The sequence below is a fragment of the Enterovirga aerilata genome, from assembly GCF_013044135.1.
Classification (GTDB): domain Bacteria; phylum Pseudomonadota; class Alphaproteobacteria; order Rhizobiales; family Beijerinckiaceae; genus Enterovirga; species Enterovirga aerilata.
In genome coordinates this window covers 916,683-943,185 of sequence record NZ_JABEPP010000002.1, presented here as the reverse complement: position 1 = coordinate 943,185, position 26,503 = coordinate 916,683, and the positions used below count along the sequence as shown (strand labels likewise).

The following is a 26,503-nucleotide window of genomic DNA, read 5'->3' as shown; positions in this document are numbered from 1 at the left end:
TTACCCGGAGGGCGGCGCTGGTCCGGCTCCCCGAGTGCGGGTTCGCGAAACCCGCCCGCAGGCGCCGCGTCAGCCGGCCTGGGCTCTCGCCCATTCCGGCCCATTCAAGCTCTTCCGCTCTGTCGACGCCTCGCGAGAGCGCCCCTCGGCGAAGAGGACGGAGCCGATCTAGACTATATTCCTAACAATGTCAAGCCGCATGTCATCCCCGGCGGCCCGCAGGGCCGGGAAGGGGATCCAGCACACCTCCCACCGCGGACGACGTCCCTGGATTCCCTTCCCCTCCGCAGCGCTGACGCGCTGCTCCGGCCGGGAATGACAGTTGCGCGTGTCATCCCCGGCGGGCGCGAAGCGCCCGGGAAGGGGATCCAGAAGCCCTACGGTCGCGGGTCCCCCTGGATTCCCTTCCCCTTCGCAGCGCTGACGCGCCGCCTCCGGCCGGGAATGACAGTTGCGCGTGTCATCCCCGGCGGCCCGAAGGGCCGGGAAGGGGATCCAGACAACCTACCGCCGCGTGTCCCCCTGGATTCCCTTCCCCTCCGGCGGCTCCGCCGCCTCCGGCCGGGAATGACAGTGGAGACGCCGGTGCCACATCCCCTTCGGTAGCGTGCAGGTCCCGGGAAGCCCTCGGCGTCATCCCCGGCGGGCGCGAAGCGCCCGGGAAGGGGATCCAGAAGCCCTACGGTCGCGGGTCCCCCTGGATTCCCTTCCCCTCCGCAGTGCTGCCGCACTGCTCCGGCCGGGAATGACAGTGGCGCGTGTCATCCCCGGCGGCCCGAAGGGCCGGGAAGGGGATCCAGACAAGTGCCCACGACAGGCGGCGCGCGCGGCCGTCGTGCTCCGGTTGGAACCCGAGAATCCCGGTCAGGCGCTCGCCTGCGCCGCCTCGAGCAGGCGCAGAAGGTTGCAGCCGACGTAGACGAAATCGGTCACGCCGGCTTCGCGCAGGGTCTGCTCGATCTCGCCCGGGCGCCCGGCCAGGTAGATCGCGGTGGCGCCCGCGGCCTTGAGCGCCGCAGCAGCCGGAGCGGCCTGGGTGCCGTAGATCTCGTCGGAGGAGCAGATGCAGGCGAGACGGGCTCCCGATCCGCCGAAAGCCGCGGCCAGCTCGTCGAGGCCGCCGAAGCCGTCATTCGTCACCGCCTCGACGCCGCCCGCCTCGAAGGCGTTCTTGGCGAAGGTGGCGCGGGCCGAGAAGGCCGAGATCGGACCGAGATTGGCCAGGAACACGCGCGGGCGGCTGCCGGTCTGCGCCAGCACCGCGTCCGAGCGGTCGCGCAGGCGCTCGTAGGGTTCCGCGAGCCGGATGGAGGGGAGGGGGGTGACTTGTCCCTCCCCCTCGCGGGGAGATGAAGGCGGCGAGCTTGGCATCAGCACGCTCACCGGCGCCTCGTGGATGTCCGGGAACTCGCTCGTGCCCGTGAGGGGATCGCGGCGGGTCGCAGTGGCGGCGTCGCGCTTCGACCGCGTCTCGGCGATGCGTCCCTGCAGCGCGCCGGAGGCGAGCGAGGCGACGATGCCGCCCTCGCGCTCGATCTCCTGGAAGCGCGCCCAGGCCTCTTCCGCCAGCCCCGCCGTGAGCGCCTCGAACGCGCCGGAGCCCGCCACCGGATCGGCGACGCGCCAGACGTTCGATTCCTCCAGCAGGATGATCTGCGTGTTGCGGGCGAGCCGCCGGGCGAAGCCGTCCGGCAGGCCGAGCGCGGCCGTGAAGGGCAGGACCGTGACCGCGTCGGCCCCGCCGATCCCGGCCGAGAAGGCGGCCATCGTGCCGCGCAGCAGGTTCACCCATGGGTCGCGGCGCGTGCTCATCCGCCAGGCGGTCTCGGCATGGAGCCGGAGCGGCTTCGGCGCGAGCCCGCAGGCCTCCTCGACCTCCGCCCAGAGGCGCCGGAGAGCCCGGAACTTGGCGACCGTCAGGAACTCGTCGGCATCGGCGACGAGCAGGAACGAGAGAGCGTCCCGCGCCCGGTCGAGCGCGTGGCCGCCGGCCTCGAGCGCGCGCAGATAGGCGAGGGCGGTCGCGAGCACGGCGGCGAGCTCCTGCGCCTCGCTGCCGCCCGCCTCGTGATAGGGGCGCCCGTCCGCGATCGCGAGCCGTCCGGCGAAGCCGCGCTCCGCGAGCCGCCCGAAATTCTCCGAAAGCCGTCCGGCCACAATGTCCCAATCGGCCGACATCCGGCCGGTCGCCGCGAACGCGCCGATCGGGTCGAGCCCGAGGTCGAGGTCGAGTCCGGAGAGCGCATGGCCCCGCCGCTCCGCGAGGTCGAGCATCAGGCCCATCGCCTCGCGGCCGCCGAGGCCGGCTTCGAGCCGGACCGAGACGAGGTCGAGCATGACGCCCGACAGCGCGCGGTCGAGCTCGTCCAAACCCGCCGCGTTCAGGCCGAAGCCGCGCGCGGCCGGCGCGCCCGCGAAGGTCAGGACGAGCGCGTCCGCGCCGCCCTCGAGATCGGCCAGCGCGAGCGCATTCGCCGCCTGCGGGTCGGGATGGTCGACCCGCTGCGCCACGCGCCAGGGCGAATGCGCGGCGCGGCGAACCGGCGCAGGCGCCTCCGCCTTGGGGTAGAGCGGCTCGATCCTGATCCCGTCATAGGTGCGGGAGACGAGCCTCTTCTCGAAATCGGCACCCTTCAGCACCTTGTCCACGAGCGCCGTCCAGGCCTCGCGCGTCGGGGTCGGGAACTCGGATGCAAGCGCGAGATCGGTCATGGGATGCGGGTCACAGGCTCGTCGGCTATGGTCCGGCCGGGAATAGCGACCATCTCCGTAGCGTCACAAAGCTGCGACGTCACGATTCCTGCATGTTCGTCTGCCAGCACCTCGTCAGCGATCCGAAGCGAGCGACGATGAAAGCGCTTTTGAGCGCCGCCCTGGTGGCGCTCTCCCTCTGGGCCGGCTTCGGCCATGCCACGGCGGCGCCGCGCGCCGAGGACCTGGTGAAGGCCGAGCTCGTCGCCGAGCCCTCGGCCGTCAGGCCCGGCGAGCCCTTCACGGTCGGCGTGAAGCTGACCATGGCGCCGCACTGGCATACCTACTGGCGCAATCCCGGCGATTCCGGGCTCGCGACCGAGATCAGGTGGTCGCTCCCGGAGGGCCTGCAGGCCGGCCCGATCCAGTGGCCGGTGCCGCAGCGCATCCCGGTGAGCCACCTCGTGAACTACGGCTACGAGGGCGAGACAATCCTCCTCACCGAGATCACGCCGCCCGCGGATCTCTCGCCGAGCCGCCCGCTGACGCTCAAGGCCGATGTCAGCTATCTTGTCTGCGAGCGCGAATGCATCCCCGGCGAGGCGAGCCTCTCCATCCTGCTGCCGGTCGCGGGCCCGAGCGAGGACGGGAGGCCGGACCCGGCCGACAAGGCGCTGTTCGACAGGGCGCGCGCGGCGCTGCCGACGCCCTCGCCCTGGACCGCCCGGACCGAGATCTCCGGCGACAAGCTCCTGTTCTCGGTCGAGGCGCCGGGGCTCGGGCCCGGCAGCATCCGGTCGGCCTATCTGTTCCCGTTCGACGAGACCGCGATCGAGCATGCCGCGCCGCAGAGCCTGTCGGCGAGGGCCGACGGGTTCGCGCTGGAGATCAAGCGCAGCAGCCTGTCCCAGGGAGAGCCGGCCCCGCTCGGCGGCGTGCTCGTGCTGGAGGAGGCGCTCGATACGGGAACGGTCCGCCATGCCGTCGAGATCGGCGCGCCGCCCAAGGCCTCCCCGGCGGCCGCAGCCGTCGCGCCCGGAACGCCCGCGGCGGCCGGGCCGGGGGCCGGCACGCGGCAGCCGGCGGAGCTGACCTTCGCGGGGGTAGCCCAGGCGGCCTTCCTCGCCTTCCTCGGCGGGCTGATCCTCAACCTGATGCCCTGCGTCTTCCCGGTGCTCTCCATCAAGGTGCTGAGCCTCGTAAAGCATTCGGGCTACCCGCCCGCGCTCGTGCGGCTGAACGGGCTCGCCTATGCGGCCGGGGTGGTCGGCAGCTTCCTCCTGCTCGCCGGGATCCTGCTCGCGGTCCGGGCCGGCGGCGCCGAGGTCGGGTGGGGGTTCCAGCTGCAATCGCCGGCCGTCGTGACGGCGCTCGCCTTCCTGCTCTTCGCGATGGGCCTCAGCCTGTCGGGCGTCGTCGAGCTCGGCACCTCGCTGGCCGGGTTCGGCCAGCGGCTCGACACCCGCACCGGCCTGCCGGGTTCGTTCCTGACGGGCATTCTCGCGACCGTGGTCGCGACGCCCTGCACGGCGCCCTTCATGGGCACGGCGATCGGCTTCGCGATGACCGCGCCGGCCGTAGTGGCGCTCGCGATCTTCGCCGCGCTCGGGCTCGGCCTCGCGCTGCCCTTCCTGCTCCTCACCTTCTGGCCGGGCCTCGCGCGGCACCTGCCGCGGCCGGGCCGCTGGATGGAGACGCTGAAGCAGTTCCTGGCCTTCCCGATCTACGCGACGGTCGCCTGGCTGCTCTTCGTGCTGTCGCAGGAGGTCGGGCCGGCGGGGCTCTTCTCCGCGCTGATCGGCCTCGTCGCGGTCGGCTTCGCGGCCTGGGCGCTCCGGCTCGCCGCCTTCCGCGAGGGCTGGAGCCGCCGCGCCTGGCAGGGCGGCGCGCTGGCCGCGATCCTCGCCCTCGTCGGACTCGGGATCGCGATCGACAGGGACCGGGTTCAGGGATCGGCCAGCGCCGCGGCGGCCTCGGGCGAGGCCTGGCAGCCCTTCACCCAGGCGAGGCTCGACCAGCTCCGTGCGGAGGGAAGGCCGGTCTTCGTCAACATGACGGCCGCCTGGTGCATCACCTGCATCGTCAACGAGCGCACCGCGCTCTCGACGGAGGCCGTGCAGCAGGCCTTCCGCAGCCGCCAGGTCGCGTATCTGAAGGGCGACTGGACGAACCGCAATCCCGAGATCACCCGCCTCCTGGAGCAGCACGGCCGCAGCGGCGTGCCGCTCTACGTCTTCTACCCGCCCGGCGGGGAGCCGGTCGTCCTGCCGCAGATCCTGACCCAGGCGACCGTGATCGACAGCCTCGGCGCCGCGCCCTCGAAGCGGGCCGGGCTGCAGAGTTCAGCAACCAGGAAGGAGTGAGCCATATGACGACCACCAGACGGGCCGTGTTCGCGGCCGCCCTCTTCGCGGCGGGCGCGCTCTCGGCCGGCGCCTTCGCCCAGTCCGGCCCGAAGGTCGGCGCGCCCGCGCCGGGCTTCACGGCGACCGATTCCCACGGCAAGCAGGTCTCGCTGGCCGATTTCAAGGGCAAGACGGTCGTCCTGGAATGGACGAATGACGGCTGCCCCTTCGTGAAGAAGCATTATAGCGGCCAGGCCATGCAGGCGCTCCAGAAGAAGTGGACCGAGAAGGGCGTGGTCTGGCTCTCGGTCATCTCCTCGCCGCCGGGCGAGCAGGGCTATGCCGACGGCCCGACCGCGAACAGGCTGACGGCGGAGCGCGGGGCGGCGCCCACCGCCGTGCTGCTCGACCCGAAGGGCGATCTCGGCCGCACCTATGGGGCGCAGGTCACGCCGCACATGTACGTGATCAAGGGCGACGGCACGCTCGCCTATATGGGCGGCATCGACGACAAGCCCTCGACCAAGGTGGAAGACCTCAAGACCGCGAAGAACTTCGTCGACGCGGCGCTGACCGAGATCACGGAGGGCAAGCCCGTCTCCGTCTCGACCTCGCGGCCCTATGGCTGCACGGTGAAGTATACGTCGTGACGTATGGCGCAGGGCTCCCGCAGGTTCAGATCTCGCGGGAGCCCCGGGCCGCGTGGAAGACGCCGAGGATCGAGGTTGTTCTTCGATCCACCTCGATCCGGTAGGCGATGATGTAACGACGCCGAGGCACGACGATCTCGAACACGCCGGGCTCGGCAATCATTCGGCCGGGTTCTGGAAGTCGCGGAGGAGGCCAACGGTCCTGTGTATCTGCGCGAGCACTCACGCCGCGCCCGAGGACTTCGCTCGGATAATTGAGCAGGTCCCATCTCCGGGTCGGAGATGAAGGGCGGCCTGGCCGGAATCAATCGAGCCGCACGATGCCGGTCCGGTCGATCCTCTCCGCCCAGTCGCGGATGCTCCGCCCGGCGACGATCCGGTCCGGCGCGATCTCGGCGAGCGGCGCCAGCACGAAGGCGCGCTCCGTCAGGCGCGGATGCGGGAGCGCGAGGCCGGGCTCGTCGAGCTCCTGCCCGGCATAGTCCAGGATGTCGATGTCGATCGCCCGCGGCCCCCAGCGCTCGCCCGGCACGCGGCCGAGCTCGCCCTCGAGCGACTTCGCCAGGGCGAGAAGATCGCGAGGGGCAAGCCGCGTGTCGCCGGCCGCGCAGGCATTGACGAAATCGGGCTGCGGCACCGGCCCCCAGGGGGGCGTGCGGTAGAAGCCCGACACCCGCCGGATGGCCACGCCGCGCTCGCCGAGGCGGACGAGCGCCCGCCGGATCGTGGCCTCGGGATCGCCGAGATTGCCCCCGAAGCCGAGCAGGACCTCGGCCAGCGGCCCGGACCCCGTCAGAGGAACTGCGACAGGCCCGGGATCGCGCCCACGATCGCGCCCATCGTGTCCTCGCCCGCATGCTCGCGGCCATAGGCAAAGAGCTCGCGCGCGAAGGGCTGCATCTGGCTCATCGGGACGCCCGCGGCCATCAGCTTGGTGCCGAGGGCCATGACCCCGCCGCCGCCCGGCATCATGCCCATCAGGCCGCCCATGGCGCCGCCGGGGCCGCCGTCGCCCGAGGTCGCGACCGCCTCGCGGGCGCCCGGAAGCGCGTCGAAGAGCTTGCCGACCTCCTCCTGCGGGCCCTCCTTCTCCAGGAAGGCCAGGATCAGGCCGACGGCCTTCTCGACCACGTCGGCTCCGAGGCCGGTCGCCTCCGTGATGCGGGCGATCAGCGCTTCCATGCAGGGCTCCTCAGGATGCTGGGGACGCGCCCGGGTGGGCGGCCGCCCATGTAGCGGGTCGACGGCCGATTGCGTATGACAGGCAAGGCACCGCCGCAACCTTCGAGACCCGCATGGCCGAGACCACGTCGCCCCAGGACCGCATCCTGGTCGGCAAGAGCGACCACCTCGAATACCTGCTCCTGAAGCTCGCCAACCGGCACGGGCTCGTCGCCGGCGCGACCGGGACGGGCAAGACCGTCACGCTGCAGGTCCTGGCGGAGGGCCTGTCGAATGCCGGCGTGCCGGTCTTCGCGGCGGACATCAAGGGCGACCTCTCCGGCATCGCGGCGCCGGGGCAGGGGAAGGACGTCTTCGTCAGGCGCGCGGCCGAGATCGAGATTCCATACCAGCCGGACCGGTTCCCGGTCGTCTTCTGGGACGTGTTCGGCGAGCAGGGCCATCCGATCCGGGCGACCGTGAGCGAGATGGGGCCGCTGCTCCTCGCCCGTCTCCTGGAGCTGAACGACACCCAGGAGGGCGTCCTCAACGTCGCCTTCAAGGTGGCCGACGAGAACGGCTGGCCGATCCTCGACATGAAGGATCTGCGCGCGCTGCTGCAATTCGTCGGCGACAACGCCGCCGAGATCGGCGCCCAATACGGCAACGTCGCAAAGACCTCGCTCGCCGCGATCCAGCGCCAGCTGCTCATGCTGGAGAACCAGGGCGCCGACAGCTTTCTCGGCGAGCCGGCGCTCGACCTCAACGATTTCATCCGCACCGACCGCGACGGGCGCGGCGTGGTCAACATCCTCGCCGCCGACAAGCTGATGGCGAAGCCGCGCCTCTATGCGACCTTCCTCGTCTGGATGCTGTCGGAGCTGTTCGAGACGCTGCCGGAGGTGGGCGACCTGCCCAAGCCCAGGCTGGTCTTCTTCTTCGACGAGGCGCATCTCCTCTTCAACGATGCGCCCAAGCCCCTGCTCGAGGCCGTGCAGCAGGTCGTGCGGCTCATCCGCTCGAAGGGGGTCGGCGTCTATTTCGTGACCCAGAACCCGCTCGACGTGCCGGAGGAGGTGCTGGGCCAGCTCGGCAACAAGGTCCAGCATGCGCTGCGCGCCTTCACGCCGCGCGACCAGAAGGCGGTCCGCGCCGCGGCGGAGACCTTCCGCCAGCGTCCCGGGCTCGACACCTCGAAGGCCATCATGGAGCTCGCGGTCGGCGAGGCGCTGGTCTCGCTGCTGGAGGAGGGCGGCGTGCCCGGCATGGTGGACCGGGCCCTGATCGCCCCGCCCGCGGCGCGGGTCGGGCCGCTGACGCCGGAGGAGCGCGCCGCGATCGTCGCCGCGAGCCCGCTGCGCGGGAAATACGATCAGACGCTCGACCGCGAGAGCGCCTACGAGATCCTGGCCAAGCGCCGCCACCTGCCGGAGGAGCCGGCCCAGGCGGCGACGGCATCGGGCGGGCTGGGCGGCATCCTGGACCGGCTCACCGAGACCCTGGGCTCGTCCGGCATCCCGGTCGGCCGGTCCACGGGCGGCGGGACGGCACCCTCCGGGGGCGCCGCTCCTTCCGGCAAGGGGAAGGGCGGCGGGCGCCAGTCCATGTCCCTGACCGAACTCGTGATCCGCTCGGCGGCGCAGAGCTTCGCCCGCTCCGCCTCCACCCAGATCGCCCGAGAAGGCGCCAAGATCCTGCGCAACTCGCTCGGCGGCATCATCGGGGGCGCGATCGGCGGGGCGATCGCGAAGGAGGGCGGCGGCGGCCGCGGCCGGCGGACACGCGCCGTCGGGTCAGGCGTGCCGCCGACGGGCTCCGCCGATTTCGCGGGCGAGATGTCCGACCTGCTCGGCGGGAAGGGACGGCGTTAGGGCAGCAAGATCGTCGCCGCCCGGCGCGAGGGGGAAGGGGAGGCCGGCGCCGCGCCGCGCCCGGATCCGCGCGAGGCGACGCCGGCGCAATCCGCGCCGGCGGGCGAGGGCGGCGACCGGGCGCAGCAGGCGCAGGTCGCGCTCGACGAGGCCGGGACCGCCGACGGCAAGGGCGACGCCGCCGGCTGCGATGCCGCGCTCGCCCAGGCCCGGCGCCTTCTCGACGGCGCGCCGTAGCGCCGCCGCCTCAGAAGGCGTAGCGCAGTCCCGCGAAGACGCTCCGCCCCTCGCCGGGATAGAAGATCGCCGTCGAGGCCGTGCGCGCATCCGCCACCGCCGCGAGATCGCTGACATAGCGCTCGTCGGTGAGGTTGCGGGCATCGACGAAGACCGTGAGCCCGGGCGCGAGCTTCGCGCCGGCCTGGATGCCGAAGAGCGCGTAGCCGGGCGTGCGGAGCGTGTTCGCGTGATCCGCGAAGGCGCCCTGCGGCACCCAGTCGAGCGTGGGCGCGATGAAGAACCCGTCCGGGCGCGTATAGGACAGGGTGGTCCGCAGGACGTGGCGCGGCACGCCCGCGATCCGGTTGTTGCCGTAGACCCGGTCGCCGACGAAGCGGAAGTCGTTCCAGGTCCAGAGCTGCGCCAGGGTGATCGTGTCGCCGGCGCCGGGTCCGGAGAGGTCGCGGATGAGATCGACGGCGCCGCCGAGCTCGACGCCCTGGTGCACCGTCCGGTCGGCGTTGAAGGTGGCGGCCGGGATGCCGAGCGCCGCATTCTGGCTGAAGTTGATGAGCTCGTCCCGGACCGTCGAGCGGTAGAGCGTCACGTCCCAGCGGAAGCGGTCCCATGAGCCGCGCGTGCCGATCTCGCCCGTCCAGGCCTTCTGCTGCTGCAGCGGCACGAAGGTGAGCCCGGCGAGATTGGCCTGCGCCAGGTCGGAGAAGTCCGGCACGTCGCGCGACCTGGTGATGTCGGCGAAGACCTGGACGGTCGGTGCGGGCTGCCACAGCAGGCCGAGCTTCGGGTTGAAGCCGTCGTAATCGCGGGCCGCGGTCCGGACCGGCGTCGCGAAGCGGTTCTCGAAGTCCCGCTCGTCGTGGAAGAGCTTGGCGCCCGCCATGACGGCGAGTTCCGGCGTGATCCAGAACCGGTTGTCGAGGAAGGCCTGGTAGTTGTTCGCGATCTGCCGCGCGTCCGCCGTCCGGGCGCCGCGGTTGCCCGCCACGTTGACGAATTGCAGGGCGGAGTTGGTCCCGCCGAAATAGCGCGCGCCGACCACGAGGTCGTTGCGGTGGCCGGCGAGGTCGAAGCTGCCGCTCCAGTGCGGCGAGACCCCGTAGGTCCACCCGTCCTGGTCGATCACCTGGAAGATCGGGTGGTACAGGTTCTTGTGAAGGACCCAGGTGTCGACATCGAGCTTGCCGCCGCCGAGCTCGAACGAGGTCCGGTTCGCGAGCCGCTGGGCGGAGACGTCGCGCGCCTGGTTGCCGGTGATGGCCGCGAGGCTCGCGCGGGTCGGGAAGGTCAGCGCGTCCGTCAGGCCGAGGGAGCCGGGCAGCTTCTGCCGCGTCTCGTAGATGCCGAGATAGAAGCGCGTCTCGACGCCCGGCGCCAGCCGGTAGCCGATATTGGCGTTGATCTGGCTGTAGTCCTGGTTCTGGTGCCGGCGGAACCCGTCCTGATGCGAGTGCGTGACGTTGAGGAGCGCATCCGCATCGCCCGATATGCCCGAGACCTGCGCGTTTGCGCGGAAGGCGCCGAACGAGCCGCCCTCGATCCGCACGAAGGCGGGCGCGAGCGCCGTATAGGCGGTCGGGGTGACGAAGTTGACCGCGCCGCCCAGCGTCGACGATCCGAAGACGAGCGCGTTGCCGCCCTTGAACACCTCGACCGAGCGCAGCGCGAGGGGATCGATCTGGTAATAGTCGCCCGAGCCGTCGGCGAAGTTGAAGGGGATGCCGTCCTGCAGGATCTCGACACCGCGCGTATGGAAGCTGCGCGCGAGGCCCGAGCCGCGGATCGAGAGCCGGATCTCCTGGCCGTAGCGGGTCTGGGCGAAGACGCCGGGCGTTTCCCGGAGCACGTCCGTGATGTTGTTGGTGTAGCGGTTCTCGAAGCTCCGGGCGTCGATGAAGGCGACGGACCCGACGGTGGCGTTCACGGCGTCGCGCTGCGCCTCGACGCTCGGGACGGTGAGCGAGCCCTGCGGCGGACCGGAGCCCTGCACGGTGATCTCGGGGAGGGCGACGGGCGCGTCCTGCGCGGCGGCGGGACCGACCGGGGCGGCGAGCCAGAGCAGGCAGGAGAGGGCGGACGCACCGCGTGCGCCGCCGGATGGAGAAAACGACATGGAAAACCTCGTCTGACGGAATCGGTGGAAGCGATGCGTCAGGCGAGGGGTGGGCCTCTGGCGGTATGGGAGCCTTCCGGCGGACCCGTGCGGGGCAGGTCGGCCTCAGGCCGCCACGCGATGCGGATCGCTTCCGCCGTTCTCCAGGAGACCGGGTCGTAGCCGCCCGGAGGCGGCGCGAGCGCCGGTCCGTGGCCGGGCAGGCAGCAATGGTGGTCGTGGCGGGCGGGTGCCCCGCCGCCCTCCGGCTGGCCGGGACCGTGCTCGGTGCAGAGGATGCCCCGGCCGTCCAGCGACAGGGTCGGGGTCGCGGCCGCCACGAAGGCCTGGAGCAGCACGGCGTAGAGCGCGATCGCACCAACGATCGCGCGCCAACGCATCCCTGTCGGCTGTCGGCCCATGGGCCCGATTAGGGGCGGCACGCCGGAGCCGTCAATCGCCTGGCCGCGATTTCGTCCCGGCGTGGCAGCGCTGCGTCACGGGCGCTTGGCAGCGGCCGCGATCGGGACTAGCCGGTGCCGGACGCCGATGGAGCAGACATGATCGACCGGGTTCTCGGGGACATCGACACCGATCTCGACAACGCGCTCGCCCGCCTCTTCGACTGGCTCAGGATCCAGTCGATCTCGACGGATCCGGCCTATGCCGGCGAGTGCCGCAGGGCCGCCGAGTGGGTCCGCGGCGAGCTCGAGGCGCTCGGGTTCAAGGCGCATCTGAGCGAGACGTCGCTCCATCCGGTCGTCGTCGGCCACAAGCCGAAGCCCGGCGCGCCGCATGTCCTCTTCTACGGTCATTACGACGTGCAGCCGGTCGACCCACTCGAGCTCTGGGAGACGCCGCCCTTCGAGCCGCTTCTCGCCGAGCTCGAGCCGGGCCGGAGGGTCATCCGGGCCCGCGGCGCCTGCGACGACAAGGGCCAGGTGATGACCTTCGTCGAGGCCTGCCGCGCCTGGATCGCGACGGAGGGCGAGCTGCCGGTCGGCGTGACCGTCCTGATCGAGGGTGCGGAGGAGAACGGCTCCAAGGGCCTGCCGGAATGGCTCGCCGCGAACAAGGACGAGCTCAAGGCCGATTACGCCCTCGTCTGCGATACGGGCATGTGGGATCGCGGCACGCCCTCGATCACGACCTCGCTGCGCGGGCTCGTCTACCGCGAGATCGTCGTGAAGGCGGCCGACCGCGACCTCCACTCGGGCATGTTCGGCGGCGCGGCCCGCAACCCGATCCACGTCGTGGCCAGGATCGTCGCCGACCTGCACGACGAGAACGGCCGGGTGACCCTGCCGGGCTTCTACGACGGCGTGCCGGAGACCCCGCCGGAGATCCTGGCGCAGTGGAACGCCCTCGGGCTGACGCCCGAGACCTTCCTCGGCCAGGTCGGGCTCTCGATCCCGGCGGGCGAGAAGGACCGCTCCGTGATCGAGCAGATCCAGTCGCGCCCGACCTGCGACGCGAACGGGATCGTCGGCGGCTATACGGGCGAGGGCTCCAAGACCGTGATCGCCGCGCAGGCGAGCGCGAAGATCTCGTTCCGGCTCGTCGGCGACCAGGACCCGCAGAAGATCTCGGCCGCCTTCGAGGCCTTCGTGCGCGAGCGCGTGCCGGCCGATTGCCGGGTCGAGATCCTGGACCATTCGGCCGCCCGCGCGATCCAGCTCCCCTACGACATGCCGGCGCTCGTCAAGGCCAAGGCCGCTCTCGCGGCCGAATGGGGCAAGGAGCCGGTCGCGATCGGCTCCGGCGGCTCGATCCCGATCGTCGGCGACTTCAAGCGCACGCTCGGGCTCGACACCTTGCTCGTCGGCTTCGGCCTCGACGACGACCGGGTGCATTCGCCGAACGAGAAATACGACCTCTCCAGCTTCCACAAGGGCGCGCGGAGCTGGGCCAGGATCCTCGGGGCGCTCGGGTCCTGAGCGCGTCCTTGATGTTCCGGCGATATGCCCTTAGCTTATGTGCATATCGCCGGAGGCTCTCATGGCCCGAGCCGCACAGCTGTCGCCCATCGCCGATCTGCCGAACGTCCGGAGCGCGGATTGGCGCGGAATCGTGGAGGCCACCCGCCGCGGCTTCCCGGTCCAGGCGGTCGACAATCTCGTTCGGACGGGGCGTCTGACGGCGGCCGAGGTGGACCGGACGATCATCCCCCGCAAGACCCTCAGCCACCGGCGCAAGATCGGCACGCTCACGGCCGAGCAGTCGGACCGGCTGGCCCGGGTGATGCGCGTCATCAGCGCGGCCGAGGAGACGTTCGGCTCGGAGGCCAAGGCTGCGCGCTGGCTCCGCCGGCCCACGGACGCTCTCGGGGGAGAGGCGCCCATCGCCCTCCTCGACACGAGCGAGGGGAGCAGGGAGGTCGAGCGCCTTCTCAGCCGGATCGACCACGGGCTGGCCGCCTGAAATCGCCACCGCATGCGATCCTGGCGCCTGTGCCGGGAGCCCTATGCCGACCTGAGCGGGGAGGGCGCCCGCCTGAACGGCGGCCGCTGGAACCGACCCGGGCGACCCCTGATCTACACGGCCGACAACGCCGCGCTCGCCGCGCTCGAGGTCCGGGTTCATCTCGACCTTCCGCCGGACCTCCTTCCGGACGACTACGTGCTGCTGGAGCTCGATCTGGGCGAGGCCTCCGTGGAAGGGATCGATGCGCCGCCGGCGGATCCCGCGGCCTTCGGCTCGGACTGGCTCGCCTCGGCCCGCAGCGCGGTGCTCCGGGTTCCGTCCGCGATCGTCCCGGAATGCAGCAACCTGCTCATCAACCCGCTCCACCCGGAGGCGGGGACGATACGGGTCGCGCGAAAAAGGCGCTTCGCCTTCGACCCGCGTCTTTGGGCGTCGTGACGGAAGGCCGAAGGTGAGCTACCGTCCGGGGATGCGCGTCGCGACCGTCACGCTCGGCCTTCTCCTGGGGGCCTCGGGCCTCGCCCTGGCGGCGGAGCCCTGGGTTGCGCCCGAGGTGGCAAAGCCCTGTCCGCATTACGGGCCGGGCTGGATCGCCGTCCAGGGGAGCAGCACCTGCGTCCGGATCGGCGGGCGGGTGGTGGCGGACTTCACGGCCGGCGGCAAGGCGGGGCCCGAGGTCCGGCGCGAGATGCCGCGCGGGTTCGGCACGGGCGCGCGGGTCACGCTCGAATCCCGGACCGAGACCGAGCTCGGGCCGCTGCACCTGATCTACCGGATGGATGCGGGGAAGAGCCGGATTCCCGGCCGCTGACGCCCGTCCGTCCGGCGGCCGGCCCGGGGCTCATATCCGGCGCAGCCGCAGGCCGAAGAGCCTGAGGCAGAGGGCGAGGGCCGCGCCGTAGAGGAGGAGGCCGGCGAGGCCGAGCGCTCCGAGCGTGCCGATGTCCCGGAGCGGCCCGAGCGGGGTGAGCGCCGTCGCGACCGGCGCGCGGCCGAACGCGGCCAGGGCCGCGAGCAGCGCGCAGGACAGGCCTATTCCCGCGAGCGTCTTGGCGAGCGCGCGCGAGGGCGCCGCGAAGTCCCGCCGCACGGCGAGGAACCATAGTACGCCGACATTGATCCAGGCCCCGACCGAGGTCGCGAGCGCGAGGCCGGCGACGCCGAACGGGCCGATCAGGACGAGCTTGAGCGCGACGTTCACGCCGTAGCCGGCGAGCGAGGCCCAGAGCGGGGTCGTGGTGTCGCCGCGCGCATAGAAGCTCGCCGTCACCGAGCGGATGATCACGGCCGCCGGAAGCCCGACCGCATAGGCCGCGAGCACCTCGCCGGACCGCGCCGCCGCCGCGGCGTCGAAGGCGCCGCGCTGGAAGAGCGCCGCCATGACGAGATCGGGCAGGACCAGGAAGGCCACCGCGCAGGGCGCCGCGAGCGCGAGCGTGAAGCCGACGGCCCTGTTCTGCGCCGCATGCGCGCCGGCCGGATCCCCGGCCGCGACGAGCCGGCTCATGGTCGGCAGGAGGACGGTCCCGGCCGCGATGCCCACCACCCCCAGCGGGAGCTGGTAGAGGCGCTCGGCGTAGTAGAGGGAGGAGAGGGCCCCCGTCGGCAGGAGCGAGCCGATGATCGTGTCGGCGAACATCGCGATCTGGATGCCGGCCGAGCCGATCACGGCCGGGCCGAGCCGCTTGAAGAAGCCGCCCATCTCCGGGTCGCCGCGCGGGTTCGCGAGCCGGGGGGCGAGCCCGGCGCGCGCCGCGTCCCACCAGACGAGCCCGAGCTGCAGCGCGCCCGAGAGCAGCACGCCGAGGGCGGCCGCGTGCCCCGCGGTCGGAAACAGCCAGGCGACCGCGAGCATCGCGATCATGGACAGGTTGAGGAGGATCGGCGCGGCCGCGGCCGCCCAGAACCGGTCGCGCGCGTTCAGCACGGCCGAGATCAGCGTGACCAGCGTGATCAGGAGAAGATACGGGAAGGTGATGCGGGTGAGCGTCACGGCGAGCTCGAAGGTCTCCGGCCTGAGCCCCGGCGCCAGGACGGACACGAAGGCCGGCATGGCGGCGAGCGCGACCAGGAGCAGCAGCGCCTGCACGGCGAGCATCAGCGTGTAGACGCGGTTCGCGAAGGCGGCGGCGCGCGCGGCCCCTTCCGTCTCGTTGACGCGCCCGTAGGTCGGCACGAAGGCCGCGTTGAAAGCGCCCTCGCCGAAGATGGCGCGGAAATGGTTCGGCAGCCGGAACGCCACCACGAAGGCGTCCGTGATCGGGCCCGCGCCCATGATGGCGGCCATCACGACGTCGCGGACGAAGCCGGTGATCCGCGAGACCAGGGTCCAGCCGCCGACCGACAGGATCTTCTTGAACATCGCGCCGCGGTGGGGTGAGCCGGATGCGCTGTCAAGCGCGGCTCCCCTGCCGGCCGCAAGGAACCAGGCCCGGCCCTTCCTGCTTGATGGCAGGCTATGCCGACGCCTGGATGGTGCCTCTGATGGGTGGTGAAGCTCTCGCGGCGGCCGCCTTCGAGGCCAAGGCCTCGCCCATCCTCAAGAATCCGGAAGCGGAGCCCTTCTATATCGAGGCGATTCGGGAGCTGTCGGAGCTCGGCATCCCCTACCTGCTCGCCGGGACCTATGCGGTCAGCGCCTATACGGGGATCAGCCGCGAGACCAAGGACCTCGACGTCTTCTGCAAGGCGGGCGACTACCCGCGCATCCTCGCCCATTTCAAGGCGCGCGGCTACGCGGTCGAGATCGAGGACGAGCGCTGGCTCGGCAAGGTGTTCAAGGGCCGGCACTTCTTCGACGTCATCTTCGCGTCCTCGAATGGCACCATGCCGGTGGGGGATGCGTGGCTGGAACATTCCTGCGAGATCGAGCTCTTCGGGATTCCGGTGCGCATCATCGGCCCGACCGAGCTCATCTGGTCGAAATGCTTCATCCAGCTCCGGCACCGCTACGACGGGGCGGACGTCGCCCACCTCATCCTCCGCGCGCACGAGCGCATCGATTGGCACCGCCTGCTCGGCTACATGGAGCTGCACTGGGAGGTGCTGCTCGTCCACCTCCTGAACTTCCGCTGGATCTACCCGGCCGAGCGCGACTTCGTCCCCGTCTGGCTGCTGGACGAGCTGCTGGACCGCCTCGAGAAGCAGCGGCAGCTGCCGGCGCCGCAGATGAAGGTCTGCCGCGGCCGGATGTATTCGCGCGTCGATTACGAGATCGACGTGAAGGAGTGGGGCTACGCCGATGTTGGCGGCGAAGGAGAATGGCGCAATGACTGACGCCGTGCGGGCGAGGGGCGGCCATGGCTGAGGAGGCCGGCGCGCTCAAGGTTGCGGCGATCGGCGACCTGCATGTGAAGGCGGACGGGACGACCAGCTACAAGGCGCTCTTCGGCGAGATCTCGCGCGCCGCCGACGTGCTCGTCATCGCGGGCGACCTGACGGATCTCGGCAAGCCGGCGGAGGCCGAACTGCTCGCGGAAGACCTGCGGGCCTGCACGGTCCCGGTCGTGGCCGTGCTCGGCAATCACGACTACGAGTGCGGGGCCGTCGAGGAGGTGAGCAGGATCCTCCGGCAGGCGGGCGTCCGGCTTCTCGACGGTCAATGGACGGAGGTCGACGGCGTCGGCTTCGTCGGCGTGAAAGGCTTCGTCGGCGGGTTCGGACGCGCGATGCTCGGCTCCTTCGGCGAGCCGGCGATCAAGGCGATGGTCGCCGAGAGCGTCAGCGAGGCGATGCGGCTCGAGAACGCCATGCGGCAGGTGCGCACCGAGCGGGCGGTCGTCGTCCTTCACTACGCGCCGATCGCCGAGACGATCGCGGGCGAGCCGCTGGAGATCTTCCCCTTCCTGGGCTCCTCCCGCCTCGCCGAGACGATCGACCGCTTCCCCGTCAGGGCGGTCGTGCACGGCCATGCCCACCGGGGCGCCTACGAGGGCAGGACGCCGGGCGGCGTTCCCGTCTACAACGTCGCGCAGCACATCGAGAAGCCGACCGGCTGCCCCTACGCCCTCCTGACGATCTGATTCCGGTCCGGCGCCTCAGTCGGTGACGGCGGGCGCGTCGTCCTCCACGGCCTGCAGGATGCCGATGATCTCGCGCACGCGGCCCGACGGAAGCTCCTGGCCGGCATTCATCAGCGCCTCGTCGTTCTGCATCCAGGCCCACGCCTTGGCGAATTCCTCCTGCGAGGCTCCGGTCGCGAGGATGCGCGCCACGACGGTGTCCTCGGCCGGCCTGAGGACCTTCACGACGTCGTCACGGGTAAGATCCGCCATCGTCTTCCTCCGGTTGGCTGTGCTGGAGTTTCGGCGGGGCGGCGCCCCGGCCTCCGGCGGCAAACGCATGGCGCCGCGGGCGGTTTCCGGCCGGCGCCCCGGATGCCTGCCGTCCGACCGTCCCGGGCCGGCCTATATGGCGGCGAGCCGCGCCTCGGCGACCGGGGAAGCTTCGCCGGACCCGCCGACCGTATCGGCCACGACATAGAGCGGCCGGCGCTTCACCTCGGCGAAGATGCGCCCGACATATTCGCCGATCATCCCGAGCGACATGAGCTGGATGCCGGAGAAGAACGTCACCGACACGATGAGGGACGGATAGCCCGGAACGTCGGAGCCGAAGAGCAGCGTCCGGACGGCGAAATAGATGGCGGCCGCGATGGACAGGAGCGAGATCAGCCCGCCCAGATAGGTCCAGACCCGCAGCGGCACGGTCGAGAAGGACGTGATGCCGTCGAAGGCGAAGCGGAAGAGCTTGCGGAAGCTCCACTTGGTCGTCCCGAACTGGCGCTCCTCCACGACGAAGGGCACGCCGACCGACGGGAAGCCGATCCAGGCATAGAGGCCCTTGGAGAAGCGGGCCCGCTCGCCGAGGCTGCGCAGGACCTCGACGCCCTTGCGGTCGATGAGCCGGAAATCGCCCGCGCCCTCAGGCAGCTCGGTCTCGCCGAACCGCGCGAAGAGGCGGTAGAAGGCCTGCGTGAAGCCGCGCTTCACCGGGCTCTCGCCGGCCCGGTCCGTGCGCTGGCCGTAGACCATGACATAGCCTTCGCGCCACTTGGCCACGAAGGCCTCGATCGTCTCGGGCGGGTGCTGCAGGTCGGCATCCATGATGACGACGGCCCTGCCGCGCGCATGGTCGAGCCCGGCCGCGATGGCGATCTCCTTGCCGAAATTGCGGCTGAACGAGACCGCCTTGATGCGCGGGTCTCGCGCGTTCTCGGCCCGGATGGCGAGCAGCGTGTCGTCCGTCGAGCCGTCGTCGACGAAGAGGATCTCGAACGAGCTCGCGACGCGCTCCAGGACCGGGACGAGACGGCGGCAGAGCGGTCCGACGCTCTCCGCCTCGCGGAAGATCGGGACGACCACGCTGATCTCGGGGTCGGTTCTGGGCTCGTTCATGGGGGTCAGGCTGTATGCGTTCGGCCGCGCGTGCCTCTCGCGGGCGATCGGCCTTGGGGGTGTGACCGGGATGGCAGTCCGGACGATTGTTCTGTGCGCCGATGACTACGCCATGAACGAGGGCGTGAGCCGCGGCATCCTGGCGCTCGCGCAGATGGGCCGCATCTCGGCGACGAGCGCGATGACCAATGCGCCGGGCTGGCCCGAACTCGCGAAGCGGCTCGACCCCTTGGCCGGCCGGATCGGGACCGGCCTGCACCTCACGCTGACCTGGGGTGGGCCGCTCGGGGCCATGCCGCAGCTCGCTCCGGGCGGCCGGCTTCCAGGGCTCCGCGCCGTCGTCGAGGGCTCCTTGAGCGGGCGCCTGCCGCTCGGCGAGGTCGCCGACGAGATCGGGCGGCAGCTCGATGCCTTCCGGCAGGCGACCGGGCGCGAGCCGGATTTCGTCGACGGCCATCAGCACGTCCACGCGCTGCCCGGGATCAGGCAGGCGGTTCTCGGGGTGCTCGCGGCGCGCGGCCTCGCCGGCCGGCTCTGGCTGCGGGATCCGGCGGACCGGCCGTCCGCCATCATCCGGCGCCGGGTGGCGGCCCCGAAGGCGCTGCTTGTGGCGGCCCTGTCGCGCGGCTTCGGCGCCCAGGCAGGCATGGCCGGCTTCCGGACCAATCGGGGCTTTTCCGGCTTCAGCCCGTTCGATCCCGCGCGCGATCTCCACAGGGATTTCGCGGCCTGTCTGGTGGCCGCCGGGCCGGCGCATCTCGTGATGTGCCACCCGGGCGAGATCGGCGCGGCCGAGGGGCTGGACGAGGTCGTCGAGGCGCGGCGGCGGGAGCTGGATTATCTCCGCTCGCCCGCTTTCGGGCGTCTCCTGGCCGAGCGCCGGATCGAGCTCGTGCCCGCCCCGGCCTGAACCGGGGCGGGCTCGGGGCGGGATTTACGCGGGCGCCTTGGAGAGCATCTCCTCGACATGCTCCCAGTTCACCAGGTTCTCGATGAAGGCCTTCAGATAGTCGGGCCGGCGGTTGCGGTAATCGATGTAGTAGGAGTGCTCCCACACGTCGACGCCGAGGATCGGGTGCGCGCCGTGCACGAGCGGGTTCTCGCCGTTCGGCGTCTTCATGATCTCGAGCTTGCCGTTCTTCACCGCGAGCCAGGCCCAGCCGGAGCCGAACTGCGTGACGCCCGCCTGGATGAAGTCGGCCTTGAACTTCTCGACGCCGCCGAGCTCGTCGTTGATGCGCTTCTCGAGCGCGCCGGGGATCGCGCCGCCGCCGTTCGGCTTCATCCACTGCCAGAAATGGATGTGGTTGTAGTGCTGGCCGGCATTGTTGAAGAGCGCCTGATTCTTGCCGTAGCTCCCTTTGACAACCTCCTCCACGCTCTTCCCTTCCAGCTCGGAGCCCTTCAGGAGGTTGTTCCCGGTGTCGACATAGGCCTTGTGGTGCTTGTCGTGGTGGAACTCGAGGGTCTCCTTGGACATGTACGGCTGGAGCGCGTCATACGCGTAGGGCAGATCGGGCAAGCTGAACGTCATCTTGGATCTCCTCGGGTCCGGAAGGGTTCGGCCGGACCTTCGCGAGGGCATCTATGACCGCAGGCGGCGCGCGGCAACGGCGAAACGTCAAGCTTGATCCGGCAACGAGGTGGAGACCGTCGGCGCCTCGCCGTTCGGCGAGCGTGGCGCGAGCGTGAGATGAGCGTGTTCCTGGCCCTGCTGGGCATCGCCATGATGGTCTCCGGCCTCGCCGCCATCTATTCCGGCTCGCTCTTCGTGGGCATCGAGCGCGGCTGGACGATGGTCGTCTCGGGGACGGTCAGCTTCTCGGCCGGCGCGCTCCTGCTCGGGCTCGCGGCCGCGCTCCGGCGGCTGAAGCGGATCGAGAGGGCGACCAAGCGGCTCGCCGGCACCTTCGGGACCTTCCGTCCGGTGACGCTCGAGGCGGAGCCGGCGAGCGTTGCGCCGCAGCCCGAGCCCGCCGCCGCTCCGCAGGTGCAGGACAAGGAAAGCGAGCCCGCAGGCGCGGCTGCTTCAGGCGAGGGGCTGGCCCCGGGCGGAGCGCCGCGATCCGCCGCGATCGTCGGCACCTACCAGGCGGGCGGAAATTCCTACGTGATGTATGCGGACGGCTCGATCCGGGCCGAGACGCCCTCCGGCGAGCACCGTTTCGCCTCCATGGACGAGTTCAAGGCCTTCATGATGACCGGCACGATGCGGGCCGGCGCGCCGGACGAGCCGGGGAAGATCCCGGCTTCCTCGGCGCCGGCTCAGGCCAAGCCGACCGCCTTGAGCGCGAAGGCGTAGATCAGCGCCACCTCCTCCAGCCGGTCGAAGCGGCCGGCGGCTCCGCCGTGGCCGGCATCCATGTTGATGCGCAGCAGGACCGGCCCGCCATCCGTCATGGTCGCGCGGAGCTTGGCGACCCATTTGGCGGGCTCCCAGTAGGTCACGCGCGGATCGGTCAGTCCGCCGAGCGCCAGGATCGCCGGATAGGGCTGCGGCCGGACATTGTCGTAGGGCGAGTAGGGCAGGATCGTCCGGAAGGCGGCCTCGTCCTGGCGGGGATTGCCCCATTCCGGCCATTCGGGCGGCGTGAGCGGCAGGTCGCCGTCGAGCATCGTGTTGAGCACGTCGACGAAGGGCACCTCCGCGACGATGCCGGCGAAGAGGTCGCCCGCCATGTTCGCGACCGCGCCCATCAGCATGCCTCCGGCCGAGCCGCCGAGCGCGACCAGGCGCTTGCGGCCCGTATAGCCGGCCGCGACGAGCGCCTCGGCGCTGGCGACGAAGTCCTTGAAGGTGTTGGTCTTCTTCTCGCGCTTTCCGTCGAGGTACCAGCGCCAGCCCTTCTCCGTGCCGCCCCGGACATGGGCGATCGCATAGACGAAGCCCCGGTCGACCAGCGACAGGAGGTTCGTCCGGAACGAGGCCGATACGGAGGAGCCGTAGGAGCCGTAGCCGTAGAGGAGGCAGGGCGCGGTCCCGTCGAGCTTCAGGTCGCGCCGGTGGACCAGGGAGATCGGCACGGTCTCGCCATCCTCCGCCGTGCCGAAGAGCCGGCGCGTGACGTAGAGGGCCGAATCGAAGCCGCTCGGGATCTCCTGGCGCTTGCGCAGCACGCGCTCGCGGGTGCGCAGGTTGTAGTCGTAGGTCTCGTTCGGCGTCGTCATCGACGAGTAGCCGAACCGGATCGTGTCCGTGTCGAACTCGTAGCCGGCATCGAGCCCGAGCGAATAGGCCTCCTCGGGGAAGGCGATGGCGTGCTCGGCGCCCGTCCACATCTCGCGCACGACGATGCGAGGGTTCGCGTCCTGCCTCTCCAGCCGGACGAGGTGGCGGGCGAGCGCCACCTGGTAGAGCACCATGACGCCCTGCCGGTAGGGCACGAGATCGCGCCAGTTCTCGCGCCGCGGATCGGCGAGGGGTGCGACGACGAGCTTGAAGTCCTCGGCGCCGTCGGCGTTGGTGCGGATGATCAGGTCGAGCCCGTGATGCTCGACGTCGTAGATGACGAGCGGGGTGCGGGCGGCGACGAGGCGGCGCTCCGCCTCCGGGTCCGCCCGGTCCAGAAGCCACACCTCGGAGGTCTCGTGGTCGCTGATGCTGACGACCACGAAGGCGCCGGACGTGGTCTGGTCGATATCGATGAACCAGCCGACCTCCGTCTCCTCGTAGATCAGCTCGTCTTCGGATTGCGGCCTGCCGAGGCGGTGGCGGCGGACGCGCGCGGGCCGGTGATTCTCGTCGACCTCGACGTAGTAGAAGGTCCGCGAATCCAGGCACCAGATCACCTCGCCGGAGGTCCGCCTGACCTCGTCGGCGAGGTCCTCGCCCGTCCCGAGGTCGCGGACGCGGATCGTGTAGAGCTCCGATCCGGCGACGTCCGCGCTCCAGGCGAGCAGCCGGTGATCCGGTGAATGGACCGCGTCCTGGAGGTCGAAATAGGCGAGGTCCTCGCCCTCCTTGTCGCCGTCGAGCAGGATCTCGGCCTCGCCGCCCTCGCGTGGCTCGCGGCAGATGAGCGGGTGCTGGCCGCCCTCGCGGTAGCGGGTGAAATAGGCGTAGGGCCCGTCCGGCTGCGGGACGGTGTCGTCGTCCTCCTTGATGCGGCCGCGCATCTCGCGGACGAGCCTCTCCCGCAGCGGCCCGAGATCGGCGAGCATCGCGTCCGTGTAGGCGTTCTCGCGCTCCAGATGCTCCCGGATGGCGAGCGGGAGGGCGCTGCCGTCCTTCAGGACCTCGCGCCAGTTCTCGGCCTTGAGCCAGGCATAGTCGTCCTGGATCTCCTGCCCGAAGAGCTCGAAGCGGTGCGGCCACCTCTCAGCGAGCGGCGGGGCGAGGTCGGGGAAGGGCGCGGTCCAGGACGCGTCGGCCACGGCGGGAACTCCAGGCGGGCGGCGGGACGGCCGCTTCACGGCCCAGCGCATAGGGGCGAGCGGAGCCGTTAGCAACGGAACGGCCGGCGCCTCTTGACAGAATATAGGAAAAAATACTTATTAAATGGGCGCCGTGACCGAGGTCTCACGCCCAAGCCGCTCAAGGAACGTATCATGAACATAAATGCCGTGTCCAATTCCGCGACCCTGTCGAAGGCGGCCCGTCGCCTGCTCGCCGCGCTCGCCGAGCCGGGAGCGAGCGCGATCCCCGATCCGTCGCGCGAGGGGATGCTGATCCTGCGCGGCGCGCGGCACGGCATCTCGATCGGACGCGGATGCGTGGAGGAGAAGGTCTGCCGCGAGCTGCAGGCGCACGACCTCGTGACCCGAGGGGAGGCGGGGCGGGCGGTGGTGATCTCGGAGACGGGCCGCCGGCATCTCCGGCGCGGCGAGGCGCCGCGGGCCGAGAGCGCGTTCCAGCAGCAGCACGCCGAGATCGAGACGGCCACGATCACGGACGAGACCGGGCCGGCCAAGGTCGCGCTCAATGCGGCCGAGAGCCCGCTCGACTGGCTGCGCCGGCGCAGGGATCGCGACGGAAAGCCGCTGATCGATGCGGCCTGCCACGAGGCGGGCGAGCGGCTGCGGCGCGACCTGACCTTCGGAGGGCTCCTGCCCTCGATCACGGCGCGCTGGGAGGGCTCCATCGGCTCGGGCGGTGCCGGCCCGCGCGATCCCGCGGCGGCGGCCGATGCGGTCGTCGCGGCGCGCCAGCGGGTGCGGAACGCCCTTGCCGCGGTCGGCCAGGATTTCGCCGATCTCCTCCTCGACCTCTGCGGCTTCCTGAAGGGGCTCGAGACGATCGAGCGCGAGCGGCGGTGGCCGCCCCGCTCCGCGAAGGTCGTGGTCCGGCTCGCGCTGCGGCGTCTCGCCGAGCATTACGGGCTGGAGACCGAGGCGCGCGGCCCGGCGCAGTCCCGCGGCGTGCGGAGCTGGGCCGCGGAGGAGAGCGCAGCCTAACATGGTTCGGGACAGGCTCTCCCGAGATACGTCTCCCCCCTGAACTCGACCCATTATGGCAAAACTGCCATTGCTCACGAAGCCGCTTCGATCTATGGTGGTTTTGCCATAAAGGAATGGCACACATGGGTGGGCAACATGAGTGATCCACCTTCGCAGGTACCCGACAGCGAGCTCGTCTGGCTCGGCCGGACGAAACAGACGGTGTCGGACTTCCCACCTGAGGTTAAGCGGGAGGTTGGGTTCGCCCTCCGCCTCGCTCAGAAGGGACGCAAACCGGCCTCGGCAAAGCCCCTGAGGAGCGAGAAGGACTTCAGGGGCGCGGCAGTTCTGGAGATCGTCGAGGACGACGACGGAAACACCTACCGGACGGCCTACGCGGCCAAGTTCGCCGGGGTGGTCTACGTTCTCCACGCTTTTCAGAAGAAATCTACGAAGGGTGTCGCTACCTCCCGCAAGGACATCGATCTGATCAAGGATCGGCTAGCCGAGGCGAAGCGGCACTACGCCGAGCACCATGCGGCAAAGGACACCGGTTGAGGCCGGTATCGCGTATCCCGAGTTCGTCCCTTTCCCGATCGGGAAAGGGGCACCACACACCAGGTAGACAGATCATGGCTGACCATCTCACCCGTTTCGCCGGATCCGCGGACATCGCTTCCGTTGTGGCGAACACCGATGACATGGCCACTCGTAGCAGCGGCAACGTCTATGCCGATCTCGGCTTCGATGATCCCACAGAGGAAAGCCTGAAGGCCGATCTCGTCATGGGGATCATGGACGAGATCGCGCGACGTGGGCTGTCGCAAACGGCGGCTGCGCGCCTCATGGGCATCAGCCAGCCGGACGTGTCCAAACTCCTGCGCGGCCGCACAGGTGGCTATTCGCTGGAGCGTCTGCTCGGCTTCACACGCGCGCTCGGCGGGGATGTCGAAATCACCGTCAAACGGAACGCGTCCGAGCGACGCGGCCAGCTAAAGCTGAGCGTGCGCGAGCCTGCCTGATCGTCAACCCTTTTCTGTTCGGCACACACACACAGAGAGAGAGCCGTCGGCCGGCAAGCCGGCGGCGTTTCTTGCTGAAGAACGGCCATTGTCTGCTGCCGACAGAAAATATGCCTTTCCTTTCGAAGGACAGGTACCTGTTCCGTCACACAGCTGCCGCTGCGACCCGCGCGGCCTCGCCCCGGATCCGGTCCACCATCGAGCGCAGGCCGTTGGAGCGCTTGCTCGTGATGTGCTGGCCGAGACCCAGGTCGCGGAAGAGCTTCAGGGCGTCGGTCTGCAGGATGCGGCGGGCCGGCTGGCCGGAATAGAGCGCCACCAGGAAGGCCACGAGGCCCTTCGTGATATGGGCGTCGCTGTCGGCCGCGATCGTCAGGACCGCGTTCTCGCCCGCGCCGCTCGTCCGCATGTCGAGCCAGACCCTGCTCTGGCAGCCGGGCACGAGCTTCTCGTCCGTATGCAGCTCCTCCGGCATCGGCGGCAGCAGGCGGCCGAGCTCGATGAGGTACTCGAACTGCTCGGTCGGGTCCTCGAGAAGCTCGAAATTGGTGACGATCTCGTCGGGGGCGGGAAGCATGGGCGGCGGCTGCAGGCTCGGATGTCATATAGAGAGCGGCCGCGGCCGAGGCGAGGCTCGCCGGCCGGCCGTGATCGCGCTCTCCTTGGGCCGGATGTCAGATCGCGCTGATGCGCCGGCCCGTGGAGAAGAAGGGCCGGGACTTCTCCCGGCAGCTCAGCGCCGGAGCGGAGGCATCTCGAGCGGCGCGGCCGTCGCGGACGAGGCGGTCCCGCGCAGGCTCCCCGGTCCGGCCGCGGCGGCGGCGCGAAGAGCCGTCCCGGCGGCGGCCGCGGCGAGGGCCGCTCCGTCCGGCACCCCGGCGTCCTCCGCTTCTCCGCGGCCGGTGAGGACGTCGAGGCTCGCGGAGAGCGAAGCGGGCGGCCAGGAGCGAGTCGCAGCCGAGTCGTGCCGGGAATCGCGCTCGGGCGAAAGCACGCACATCGCTGTTATGATGGCAAGACTGCCCACTACCCTGAACATCGCCCAAGTACCTGATCAAAGGACATCAGAATCTTGTGGCGAAGTTCAAGAAGTGTGACGTTCCGACACTCGCCGCCCGTCAGGATTAATGGGCGGTTAAGCGCCTGCGGCCGAGCGGGCGAGGGTTCGATTCGCCCTCTGTCCTTAGCTTTCATTTAAGTTCGCCGGCGCATTGTCGGGCCATGGGAGCGAGAGGGCG

The 26,503-nt window shown here is 70.6% G+C and carries 26 protein-coding genes; 14 read left to right on the top strand and 12 right to left on the bottom strand.

Going from position 1 to position 26,503, the window contains the following annotated elements; translation table 11 throughout:
* Positions 1 to 864 precede the first annotated feature (864 nt).
* Positions 865 to 2,712 carry a methylmalonyl-CoA mutase subunit beta gene (locus HJG44_RS09890; protein WP_171218142.1) on the bottom strand — a complete coding sequence of 616 codons (1,848 nt, stop codon included), beginning with the start codon at positions 2,710 to 2,712 and terminating at the stop codon, positions 865 to 867.
* A 137-nt stretch (positions 2,713 to 2,849) separates the two neighbouring features.
* Here HJG44_RS09890 and HJG44_RS09885 point away from each other — a divergent pair, with 137 nt between their 5' ends.
* On the top strand, positions 2,850 to 5,054 hold the full coding sequence (locus tag HJG44_RS09885) for a protein-disulfide reductase DsbD family protein (protein ID WP_171218141.1): 2,205 nt from the start codon (positions 2,850 to 2,852) through the stop codon (positions 5,052 to 5,054).
* 5 nt (positions 5,055 to 5,059) lie between these two features.
* Positions 5,060 to 5,686 (top strand): thioredoxin family protein, encoded by a 627-nt coding sequence (locus HJG44_RS09880; protein WP_171218140.1) that lies wholly within the window; start codon positions 5,060 to 5,062, stop codon positions 5,684 to 5,686.
* Positions 5,687 to 5,711: 25 nt separating this feature from the next.
* Here HJG44_RS09880 and HJG44_RS09875 read toward each other — a convergent pair whose 3' ends face one another.
* The 3 genes from HJG44_RS09875 to HJG44_RS09865 all read right to left on the bottom strand — a co-directional run bounded on the left by HJG44_RS09875 (position 5,712) and on the right by HJG44_RS09865 (position 6,868).
* A complete protein-coding gene (locus tag HJG44_RS09875) occupies positions 5,712 to 5,849 on the bottom strand; it encodes a hypothetical protein (protein WP_171218139.1) in 138 nt (45 codons plus the stop codon).
* A 141-nt stretch (positions 5,850 to 5,990) separates the two neighbouring features.
* The gene (gene folK / locus HJG44_RS09870; protein WP_246736172.1) at positions 5,991 to 6,452 is read right to left on the bottom strand and encodes a 2-amino-4-hydroxy-6-hydroxymethyldihydropteridine diphosphokinase; all 462 of its coding nucleotides are present in this window, start codon (positions 6,450 to 6,452) and stop codon (positions 5,991 to 5,993) included.
* Between the two features lie 26 nt (positions 6,453 to 6,478).
* Positions 6,479 to 6,868, bottom strand: a complete 390-nt coding sequence (locus HJG44_RS09865) for a DUF2267 domain-containing protein (protein ID WP_171218138.1) — start codon at positions 6,866 to 6,868, stop codon at positions 6,479 to 6,481.
* Positions 6,869 to 6,981: 113 nt separating this feature from the next.
* Between HJG44_RS09865 and HJG44_RS09860 the strand changes: the two genes are divergently transcribed.
* Positions 6,982 to 8,718 carry a helicase HerA-like domain-containing protein gene (locus HJG44_RS09860; protein WP_171218137.1) on the top strand — a complete coding sequence of 579 codons (1,737 nt, stop codon included), beginning with the start codon at positions 6,982 to 6,984 and terminating at the stop codon, positions 8,716 to 8,718.
* 247 nt (positions 8,719 to 8,965) lie between these two features.
* Here the strand turns inward: HJG44_RS09860 and HJG44_RS09855 are convergent, their stop codons facing one another.
* On the bottom strand, positions 8,966 to 11,068 hold the full coding sequence (locus HJG44_RS09855) for a TonB-dependent receptor family protein (RefSeq protein WP_171218136.1): 2,103 nt from the start codon (positions 11,066 to 11,068) through the stop codon (positions 8,966 to 8,968).
* A gap of 38 nt (positions 11,069 to 11,106) precedes the next feature.
* Entirely contained in the window at positions 11,107 to 11,448 is a 342-nt protein-coding gene (locus tag HJG44_RS09850) for a hypothetical protein (protein ID WP_171218135.1), read from the bottom strand.
* A 159-nt stretch (positions 11,449 to 11,607) separates the two neighbouring features.
* Here HJG44_RS09850 and HJG44_RS09845 point away from each other — a divergent pair, with 159 nt between their 5' ends.
* The 4 genes from HJG44_RS09845 (at position 11,608) to HJG44_RS09830 (ending at position 14,282) form a co-directional block, all read left to right on the top strand.
* Positions 11,608 to 12,984, top strand: coding sequence for a M20/M25/M40 family metallo-hydrolase (locus HJG44_RS09845; protein WP_171218134.1), 1,377 nt, complete (start codon positions 11,608 to 11,610; stop codon positions 12,982 to 12,984).
* Positions 12,985 to 13,045: 61 nt separating this feature from the next.
* Positions 13,046 to 13,468 (top strand): type II RES/Xre toxin-antitoxin system antitoxin, encoded by a 423-nt coding sequence (gene parS / locus HJG44_RS09840; RefSeq protein ID WP_171218133.1) that lies wholly within the window; start codon positions 13,046 to 13,048, stop codon positions 13,466 to 13,468.
* Between the two features lie 12 nt (positions 13,469 to 13,480).
* The gene (locus HJG44_RS09835) at positions 13,481 to 13,909 is read left to right on the top strand and encodes an RES family NAD+ phosphorylase (RefSeq protein ID WP_171218132.1); all 429 of its coding nucleotides are present in this window, start codon (positions 13,481 to 13,483) and stop codon (positions 13,907 to 13,909) included.
* A gap of 13 nt (positions 13,910 to 13,922) precedes the next feature.
* On the top strand, positions 13,923 to 14,282 hold the full coding sequence (locus HJG44_RS09830) for a porin (protein ID WP_171218131.1): 360 nt from the start codon (positions 13,923 to 13,925) through the stop codon (positions 14,280 to 14,282).
* Positions 14,283 to 14,312: 30 nt separating this feature from the next.
* On the opposite strand, the gene murJ is transcribed toward HJG44_RS09830, so the two are convergent.
* Entirely contained in the window at positions 14,313 to 15,833 is a 1,521-nt protein-coding gene (gene murJ, locus HJG44_RS09825; RefSeq protein WP_171218130.1) for a murein biosynthesis integral membrane protein MurJ, read from the bottom strand.
* Positions 15,834 to 15,943: 110 nt separating this feature from the next.
* On the opposite strand from murJ, the gene HJG44_RS09820 reads away from it, so the two are divergent.
* Both HJG44_RS09820 and HJG44_RS09815 read left to right on the top strand, forming a co-directional pair.
* Positions 15,944 to 16,747 (top strand): nucleotidyltransferase family protein, encoded by an 804-nt coding sequence (locus tag HJG44_RS09820; RefSeq protein WP_246736170.1) that lies wholly within the window; start codon positions 15,944 to 15,946, stop codon positions 16,745 to 16,747.
* 23 nt (positions 16,748 to 16,770) lie between these two features.
* On the top strand, positions 16,771 to 17,493 hold the full coding sequence (locus HJG44_RS09815) for a metallophosphoesterase family protein (RefSeq protein WP_171218128.1): 723 nt from the start codon (positions 16,771 to 16,773) through the stop codon (positions 17,491 to 17,493).
* Between the two features lie 15 nt (positions 17,494 to 17,508).
* Here the strand turns inward: HJG44_RS09815 and HJG44_RS09810 are convergent, their stop codons facing one another.
* Both HJG44_RS09810 and HJG44_RS09805 read right to left on the bottom strand, forming a co-directional pair.
* Positions 17,509 to 17,745 carry a hypothetical protein gene (locus tag HJG44_RS09810; protein WP_171218127.1) on the bottom strand — a complete coding sequence of 79 codons (237 nt, stop codon included), beginning with the start codon at positions 17,743 to 17,745 and terminating at the stop codon, positions 17,509 to 17,511.
* A 132-nt stretch (positions 17,746 to 17,877) separates the two neighbouring features.
* The gene (locus HJG44_RS09805) at positions 17,878 to 18,867 is read right to left on the bottom strand and encodes a glycosyltransferase family 2 protein (RefSeq protein WP_171218126.1); all 990 of its coding nucleotides are present in this window, start codon (positions 18,865 to 18,867) and stop codon (positions 17,878 to 17,880) included.
* On the opposite strand from HJG44_RS09805, the gene HJG44_RS09800 reads away from it, so the two are divergent.
* Entirely contained in the window at positions 18,866 to 19,777 is a 912-nt protein-coding gene (locus HJG44_RS09800; RefSeq protein ID WP_246736123.1) for a ChbG/HpnK family deacetylase, read from the top strand. The genes HJG44_RS09805 and HJG44_RS09800 overlap by 2 nt on opposite strands.
* Positions 19,778 to 19,801: 24 nt before the next feature.
* On the opposite strand, the gene HJG44_RS09795 is transcribed toward HJG44_RS09800, so the two are convergent.
* Positions 19,802 to 20,401, bottom strand: coding sequence for a superoxide dismutase (locus tag HJG44_RS09795; RefSeq protein WP_171218124.1), 600 nt, complete (start codon positions 20,399 to 20,401; stop codon positions 19,802 to 19,804).
* A gap of 159 nt (positions 20,402 to 20,560) precedes the next feature.
* Here HJG44_RS09795 and HJG44_RS09790 point away from each other — a divergent pair, with 159 nt between their 5' ends.
* A complete protein-coding gene (locus HJG44_RS09790; protein ID WP_174873182.1) occupies positions 20,561 to 21,169 on the top strand; it encodes a hypothetical protein in 609 nt (202 codons plus the stop codon).
* Here the strand turns inward: HJG44_RS09790 and HJG44_RS09785 are convergent.
* Complete coding sequence (locus tag HJG44_RS09785; RefSeq protein ID WP_346767128.1) at positions 21,133 to 23,241, bottom strand: S9 family peptidase; 2,109 nt, start codon at positions 23,239 to 23,241, stop codon at positions 21,133 to 21,135. The two genes, HJG44_RS09790 and HJG44_RS09785, sit on opposite strands and share 37 nt — an antisense overlap.
* Before the next feature lie 174 nt (positions 23,242 to 23,415).
* Between HJG44_RS09785 and HJG44_RS09780 the strand changes: the two genes are divergently transcribed.
* The 3 genes from HJG44_RS09780 (at position 23,416) to HJG44_RS09770 (ending at position 25,265) form a co-directional block, all read left to right on the top strand.
* On the top strand, positions 23,416 to 24,261 hold the full coding sequence (locus HJG44_RS09780) for a DUF6456 domain-containing protein (protein WP_171218123.1): 846 nt from the start codon (positions 23,416 to 23,418) through the stop codon (positions 24,259 to 24,261).
* Positions 24,262 to 24,399: 138 nt separating this feature from the next.
* Entirely contained in the window at positions 24,400 to 24,801 is a 402-nt protein-coding gene (locus tag HJG44_RS09775) for a type II toxin-antitoxin system RelE/ParE family toxin (protein ID WP_171218122.1), read from the top strand.
* A 74-nt stretch (positions 24,802 to 24,875) separates the two neighbouring features.
* On the top strand, positions 24,876 to 25,265 hold the full coding sequence (locus tag HJG44_RS09770) for a helix-turn-helix domain-containing protein (RefSeq protein ID WP_171218121.1): 390 nt from the start codon (positions 24,876 to 24,878) through the stop codon (positions 25,263 to 25,265).
* Between the two features lie 145 nt (positions 25,266 to 25,410).
* Here the strand turns inward: HJG44_RS09770 and HJG44_RS09765 are convergent, their stop codons facing one another.
* Positions 25,411 to 25,842, bottom strand: a complete 432-nt coding sequence (locus HJG44_RS09765) for a SufE family protein (RefSeq protein ID WP_171218120.1) — start codon at positions 25,840 to 25,842, stop codon at positions 25,411 to 25,413.
* Between the last annotated feature and the right edge of the window lie 661 nt (positions 25,843 to 26,503).

Coding starts and splice junctions, on each gene's coding strand:
- HJG44_RS09890 (WP_171218142.1), bottom strand. CDS start 2,712: ATGACCGATCTCGCGCTTGCATCCGAGTTCCCGACCCCGACGCGCGAG.
- HJG44_RS09885 (WP_171218141.1), top strand. CDS start 2,850: ATGAAAGCGCTTTTGAGCGCCGCCCTGGTGGCGCTCTCCCTCTGGGCC.
- HJG44_RS09880 (WP_171218140.1), top strand. CDS start 5,060: ATGACGACCACCAGACGGGCCGTGTTCGCGGCCGCCCTCTTCGCGGCG.
- HJG44_RS09875 (WP_171218139.1), bottom strand. CDS start 5,849: ATGATTGCCGAGCCCGGCGTGTTCGAGATCGTCGTGCCTCGGCGTCGT.
- HJG44_RS09865 (WP_171218138.1), bottom strand. CDS start 6,868: ATGGAAGCGCTGATCGCCCGCATCACGGAGGCGACCGGCCTCGGAGCC.
- HJG44_RS09860 (WP_171218137.1), top strand. CDS start 6,982: ATGGCCGAGACCACGTCGCCCCAGGACCGCATCCTGGTCGGCAAGAGC.
- HJG44_RS09855 (WP_171218136.1), bottom strand. CDS start 11,068: ATGTCGTTTTCTCCATCCGGCGGCGCACGCGGTGCGTCCGCCCTCTCC.
- HJG44_RS09850 (WP_171218135.1), bottom strand. CDS start 11,448: ATGCGTTGGCGCGCGATCGTTGGTGCGATCGCGCTCTACGCCGTGCTG.
- HJG44_RS09845 (WP_171218134.1), top strand. CDS start 11,608: ATGATCGACCGGGTTCTCGGGGACATCGACACCGATCTCGACAACGCG.
- parS (WP_171218133.1), top strand. CDS start 13,046: ATGGCCCGAGCCGCACAGCTGTCGCCCATCGCCGATCTGCCGAACGTC.
- HJG44_RS09835 (WP_171218132.1), top strand. CDS start 13,481: ATGCGATCCTGGCGCCTGTGCCGGGAGCCCTATGCCGACCTGAGCGGG.
- murJ (WP_171218130.1), bottom strand. CDS start 15,833: ATGTTCAAGAAGATCCTGTCGGTCGGCGGCTGGACCCTGGTCTCGCGG.
- HJG44_RS09820 (WP_246736170.1), top strand. CDS start 15,944: ATGGTGCCTCTGATGGGTGGTGAAGCTCTCGCGGCGGCCGCCTTCGAG.
- HJG44_RS09815 (WP_171218128.1), top strand. CDS start 16,771: ATGGCTGAGGAGGCCGGCGCGCTCAAGGTTGCGGCGATCGGCGACCTG.
- HJG44_RS09810 (WP_171218127.1), bottom strand. CDS start 17,745: ATGGCGGATCTTACCCGTGACGACGTCGTGAAGGTCCTCAGGCCGGCC.
- HJG44_RS09800 (WP_246736123.1), top strand. CDS start 18,866: ATGGGGGTCAGGCTGTATGCGTTCGGCCGCGCGTGCCTCTCGCGGGCG.
- HJG44_RS09805 (WP_171218126.1), bottom strand. CDS start 18,867: ATGAACGAGCCCAGAACCGACCCCGAGATCAGCGTGGTCGTCCCGATC.
- HJG44_RS09795 (WP_171218124.1), bottom strand. CDS start 20,401: ATGACGTTCAGCTTGCCCGATCTGCCCTACGCGTATGACGCGCTCCAG.
- HJG44_RS09790 (WP_174873182.1), top strand. CDS start 20,561: ATGAGCGTGTTCCTGGCCCTGCTGGGCATCGCCATGATGGTCTCCGGC.
- HJG44_RS09780 (WP_171218123.1), top strand. CDS start 23,416: ATGAACATAAATGCCGTGTCCAATTCCGCGACCCTGTCGAAGGCGGCC.
- HJG44_RS09775 (WP_171218122.1), top strand. CDS start 24,400: ATGAGTGATCCACCTTCGCAGGTACCCGACAGCGAGCTCGTCTGGCTC.
- HJG44_RS09770 (WP_171218121.1), top strand. CDS start 24,876: ATGGCTGACCATCTCACCCGTTTCGCCGGATCCGCGGACATCGCTTCC.
- HJG44_RS09765 (WP_171218120.1), bottom strand. CDS start 25,842: ATGCTTCCCGCCCCCGACGAGATCGTCACCAATTTCGAGCTTCTCGAG.